The sequence below is a fragment of the Mycobacterium sp. TH-M106 genome, from assembly GCF_057473765.1.
On the sequence record NZ_JBYCLE010000561.1, the window covers coordinates 1 to 5,191 of the forward strand.

The window sequence follows — 5,191 nt, forward strand, 5'->3', positions numbered from 1 at the left end:
CAGCATGTCCTCGTTGAACCAGTCCATGTTGTGCACGCCGACCTTGTCGCTGATGAAGCAGGTGTAGAAGTGGCGCCGGAACACGTCGGCGGGCCCGGTGTAGCCGGGCGGGAATTTCGCCTGCGTCCAGCCCGAGTGCCGGTTGTAGACATGCTCGGCGCGCCAGAGGAAATACGGTATCCAGCCGACGTCGCCCTCGGTCAGCGAGAACTTGATCTCGGGGAAGTCGGCGTAGAACTCGGCCCAGATCAGCTCGGTGAAGGTGAACATGCTCATCATCGATGACGCCGTCATCATCACGCTGGGCGGCGCGTCGCTGGAGACCATGGGCGATCGCGACGCCGAGCCGACATGCGTGCACAGCACCGTGTTGTTCTCGCAGACCGCCTCGAACAGTGGGTACCAGTACTTGGTGTGAATGCTGGGCATCTGCAACGCTTCCGGGTTCTCCGAGAACGTCACGGCGTGGCAGCCCTTGCCGGCGAGCCGTTCGACCTCCCTGGCCGCCTCGGCCACGTCGAACAGCGGCAGGATCCCGCAGGGGATGAACCGCCCGGGGTATGCCCCGCACCACTCGTCGACGTGCCAGTCGTTGTAGGCCTTGATCATCACGAGGTTGACCTCGCGGTCGGGCCCCTGGTTGAGCACCTGGCCCGAGAAGCCGGTGAAGTTCGGGAAATTCAGGCCCGCCAGCTGACCGCCCGCGTTCATGTCGCGAATCCGCTCGTCGACGTTGAAGCAGCCGGGCCGCATCTCGTCGTAGCGGGAGGCGTCGACGTTGTACATCTCGCGGGGCTTGCCCGCGACGGCGTTCAGGCCCATGTTCCGGCCGCGCACCTCGCCGTAGTACCACTGCTGGATGCCGTCGGGCTCGGTGACCACCCGCGGCGCGAGGTGCTTGTACCTGGCCGGGACGTGGGCGTCGAACATGTCCGCGGGCTCGGCGATGTGGTCGTCCACGCTGATCAGGATCAGATCGTCCTTGATCAAAGCCGCACTCCTCGCCTCGCCGCCTATAGTGACTAGTAGACAATGATCGCCGTCACAGTGTCAACGGTGGGGCGGGGCCCGCCCGCGGCGCGAGGTGGGCGCGCTCGCGGGCAGACTCCTTGGCGGGCAAGGTTTGAACCGGCACCGTTGCACGCCGCGCCGGCCGCTGCGCCGGCTCCGCACCGCGCTGACATGACCCTGTTGCTCCGACTATTAGTGCGCCTGGCGCCGCACTCGGTCGCATGCCACGATGGGGCGAGGCTGCGCCTGAAAGGTGACCGGAGTGAGCGCACACAAGGCCGCGCGGCCCACGACCGCCGATGTGGCGCGACTGGCCGGCGTGTCGACCGCGACGGTCAGCTACGTCCTCAACAACGCCGAGGGCCGCCGGATCTCCCCGCAAACCCGGGAGTCGGTCTGCCGCGCCGCGAAACTGCTCGGTTACCGGCCCAACCTCGCCGCCCGTAACCTGGCCCGCGGCAAGGGCGGTGTGGTGTTGTACGTGGTGCCGCACGTGGCGGTGGGCGAGATGCCGATGCAGGCCGGCAGCCAGATGACCACCGAACTGGCGCGCCAGGGTCTGCTGCAGGTGCAGATCTTCGAGACCGAGGACGACCAGCACGTCGTGGACGCGATCGAGGCCCTCGATCCGGTCGCGGTCACCAGCCTGTTCCCGCTCACCCCGGCCGCCCTCGGCGCGCTGAACGCCGCCGGCATCCCGCACATCGAGATCGGGACGCTGCCCACGCTCGGCAATCCGCACCTTTCGGTGGGCGAGCTGCGGGTCGACCACCTCGTCTCGCGCGGCCACCACCAGATCGCGTTCGCCCACACCGGAATCCCACGCTGGCGTGCGCTTGGCGACTACTGGTTCGAAGGCGTCGCACGAGCCGCGCGATTGCGTGACCTTCCGCCCGTCCGGGCCGCCGAGGTCACCGTCGACAACGCCGCGGCCGTGGTGACGGGCTGGGTGCAGGACGGCGTGACGGCGGTGTGCGCGCAGAGCGACGAGATAGCGTGCCTGGTCTTGTACGGCATCCACGCGGCGGGGCTGCGCTGCCCGGGCGACCTCGCCGTCATCGGCGTCGACGCCAGCCCCATGGGGGTGGTGAGCACGCCACCGTTGACCACGGTGCAGTTCGATCCCGCCGCGGTCGCCGACGTCGCGCTGGCCGCCGTGTTCGAACGGCTGGGACTCCCCGGCGGCCCGGCCGGTGGCGTGGCCGACATCGCCCGCCTGATCGTGCGTTCCTCGACCTGAGCCGCCGCGGGGCCAGCCCGGTTAAGCGCGTAACGGCGTCGATCCCATTTCTTCGCAGCGTCTGGACATCGTTTGGTTAAGCGCATAACCTACGGCGCGGACGATCCATTCACGCAACGCTGCCAGGAGGGATGACCGGGGATGACTATGTCGGTGCGGGCCGTGCTGGACGAGATTCGCGAACGACCGGGCACCGGCGAGGTGATCCCGATCATCGATCCCGCCACCGAGGAGCAGCTCACCGAGTTCACCGATTGCGGCTCCGAGGCCGTCGACGCGGCCGTCGCGCGCGCGAAGGCTTCGGCCGAATCGGGCGTGTGGTCGGGCCTGCCCGACTATGAACGGGCCAGGGTGCTCTGGCGGGTCGCCGACCTGATCGACGAGAACGCCGAGGTCCTGGCCGAACTGGAATCGCTCGACGCCGGCATCCCCCCGGCGCAGGCGCAGATCATCACCCGGGTCGGCTCCGAGTGGTTCCGCTACTACGCCGGCTGGTGCACCAAGATCGACGGCATCGCCCGGGACGTGAACACCGGCGGCCTCACCGGCGTCGACTCGCACATGCACACCTACACCGTGCGCGAGCCGTATGACGTTGTGGGGCTGATCTTCCCGTGGAACGGACCGATCTTCAATTTCTGCGCCAAGCTCGCACCGTCGCTGGCGGCCGGCTGCAGCACCGTCGTCAAGCCCGCCGAGGAGACCCCGCTGTCGGCGCTGGTGCTCGACCGCATCCTGGCCGAGGCGGGGGTTCCCGACGGAGTCGTCAACCTGCTGCTCGGCTACGGCCACACCGCCGGGGCCGCGATCACCGCGCACCCCGACGTCGAGAAGGTCGCCTTCACCGGATCGACCGAAGTCGGCCGCGAAATCGTTCGCGCCTCCGCGGGCAGCAACCTCAACAAGGTCACCCTGGAACTCGGCGGCAAGTCGCCGGTGCTGATCTTCGACGACGCCAACCTCGACATGGCCATTCCGATGGCGTCGTTCGGCACGTTCATCCACTCCGGGCAGGCCTGCGTGTGCGGGTCGCGGATCTTCGCCCAGCGCGGTGTGTACGAGCGCGTCGTGGAGGGCATCGCCAACATGGCCAACGTCATGCAGCTCGGCGGCCCCCGCGACGAGGGCGCCATGGTCGGCCCGCTGATCAGCCAGAAGCAGCTCAACCGCGTCCTGGGCTACCTCGAGCAGGGCAAATCCGACGGCGTGGAGCTGGTGACCGGTGGGCACCGGCTCGACCGCAAGGGCTATTTCGTCCACCCGACCGTGGTCACCAACGTCGACCCCAGCTCCAGCCGGCTGTTCCACGAGGAGATCTTCGGGCCCGTCGTCACCATCCTGCCGTTCGACGACGAGGACGAGGCGGTCGCGCTGGCCAACCACAGCACCTACGGGCTGGCCGCCACCGCGTGGACCAATGACCTGGGCCGCGCCCACCGGATCGCCAAGCGGCTCAAGGCCGGCACCGTCGGCCTGAACTGCCAGATGCAGTTCGACCACTCCATGCCGTTCGGCGGGTACAAGCAGTCCGGGTGGGGCCACGAGTCCGGCAAGGCGGGCATCGAGACCTACCTGCAGACCAAAATCGTGTGGGCGCAGATGTAGCGCGGCCCGAGCCGTCCCGCGCCTCCTCGCTGATGCACTAGCCCGTGGACACCGACCACGACCGCAGCGGACGCAGCAACGCGTTCTTCTTGTAGTAGTGCTCCGCCATTCGCCGCATGATGTTGTCGAGCACGGTCACCGCCTCGTCGAGGAACGGGCCCTTGTTCAGCATCACGCATTCGGCCCGCTCGCTCATCACCGCGTCGCTGATCTCGGCGCGGGAGGGGCGCCCCGTCTTGGCCAGCTGCTCGAGTACCTGCGTCGCCCAGATCACCGGCAGGTGCGCGGCCTCGCACAGCCACAGGATTTCCTCCTGTAACTCCGCCATCCGCTCGTAGCCGCACTCCACCGCCAGGTCCCCCCGGGCGATCATCACCCCGGCCCGGGGCCGCCGCATCGCCGTGAGCAACAGCTGCGGCAGGTGTTCGAAGGCCTGTAGCGTTTCGATCTTCAGGACGATGCCCAACTTGTCCCCGCCCAGCCGGTCGAGCTCGTCCAGCAGCGCCTCGACATCGGATGCGTTGCGCACGAACGACATTTCGACCAGGTCCGCCAGTTCCACCACGGCGGCGAGGTCCACCACGTCGCGCTCGGTGAGCGCCGATATCGGCAGGTCGGTGTCGGGCATGTTGATGCCCTTGCCGGCTTTCAACCGTGCTTCACCCCGCTCGGGAAAGTCGATGCGCACGGTCAGCGCGTCGCGGTCGACCGACTCGACGCGTCCACCGATCTTGCCGTCGTCGAAGAGAATCGCGTCGCCGACGCGGGCGTGATCGAACGCCTCGGGCAGCGTGCACCCGATGCGTGGCACACCGTTGCCGCGCTCGACGGGCGCCGGGGAACAATCCCGCGTCAGCCGCAGCAGTTCGCCGCAGTGCAGCACCAGACTCTGCTCCGTCGCGGGCAGCAGCCCGACTTCGGTCGACTCCCCGCCGCGCCGAGCCTGCAGCACCGTTCCGGTCTGGCAGTAGGTGGTCTTGGCCGCGGTCAGCACGAATCCGCCCGCGGCACCGGGGGCGGACTCCAGCACCAGTTGACGCCCGGACCCGCGCGCGTCCCGCACATCCACTACGTCCCCGGCGGCGCGGTGGGTGAGCCACTGCTGCGGCACCGGCACCGATGCCATGCCGGGTTCCGGCGGGCCCGCCGGTGCCTCGGCCGCGGTGAGCCACGCCCGCGCGGGGGCGACGACCCGGCCGAGGGCGTCTCGCCGGGGACGGAGTTTGACCACGCGCGGCCCCGGTTCCAGCGGCCCGGTTCGCAGCTTCGGCCCTCCCAGGTCCATCGCCACCCGGCAGGTGGTGCCCGCTCGGGCGGCCGCGTCCCGGACGTGGC

The 5,191-nt window shown here is 69.0% G+C and carries 4 protein-coding genes; 2 read left to right on the forward strand and 2 right to left on the reverse strand.

Going from position 1 to position 5,191, the window contains the following annotated elements:
- Nucleotides 1-990 (reverse strand): amidohydrolase family protein (locus tag AC2VOP_RS19245; protein WP_486962452.1); only part of this gene is annotated, 990 nt, incomplete at its 3' end.
- 283 nt (nt 991-1,273) lie between these two features.
- On the opposite strand from AC2VOP_RS19245, the gene AC2VOP_RS19250 reads away from it, so the two are divergent.
- Together AC2VOP_RS19250 and AC2VOP_RS19255 are read left to right on the forward strand one after the other, a co-directional pair.
- Nucleotides 1,274-2,251, forward strand: coding sequence for a LacI family DNA-binding transcriptional regulator (locus AC2VOP_RS19250; RefSeq protein WP_486962453.1), 978 nt, complete (start codon nt 1,274-1,276; stop codon nt 2,249-2,251).
- 147 nt (nt 2,252-2,398) lie between these two features.
- Nucleotides 2,399-3,856 carry an aldehyde dehydrogenase family protein gene (locus AC2VOP_RS19255; protein WP_486962455.1) on the forward strand — a complete coding sequence of 486 codons (1,458 nt, stop codon included), beginning with the start codon at nt 2,399-2,401 and terminating at the stop codon, nt 3,854-3,856.
- Between the two features lie 37 nt (nt 3,857-3,893).
- On the opposite strand, the gene AC2VOP_RS19260 is transcribed toward AC2VOP_RS19255, so the two are convergent.
- The coding region (locus AC2VOP_RS19260; protein ID WP_486962454.1) for a pyruvate kinase at nt 3,894-5,191 on the reverse strand (1,298 nt) is incomplete at its 5' end.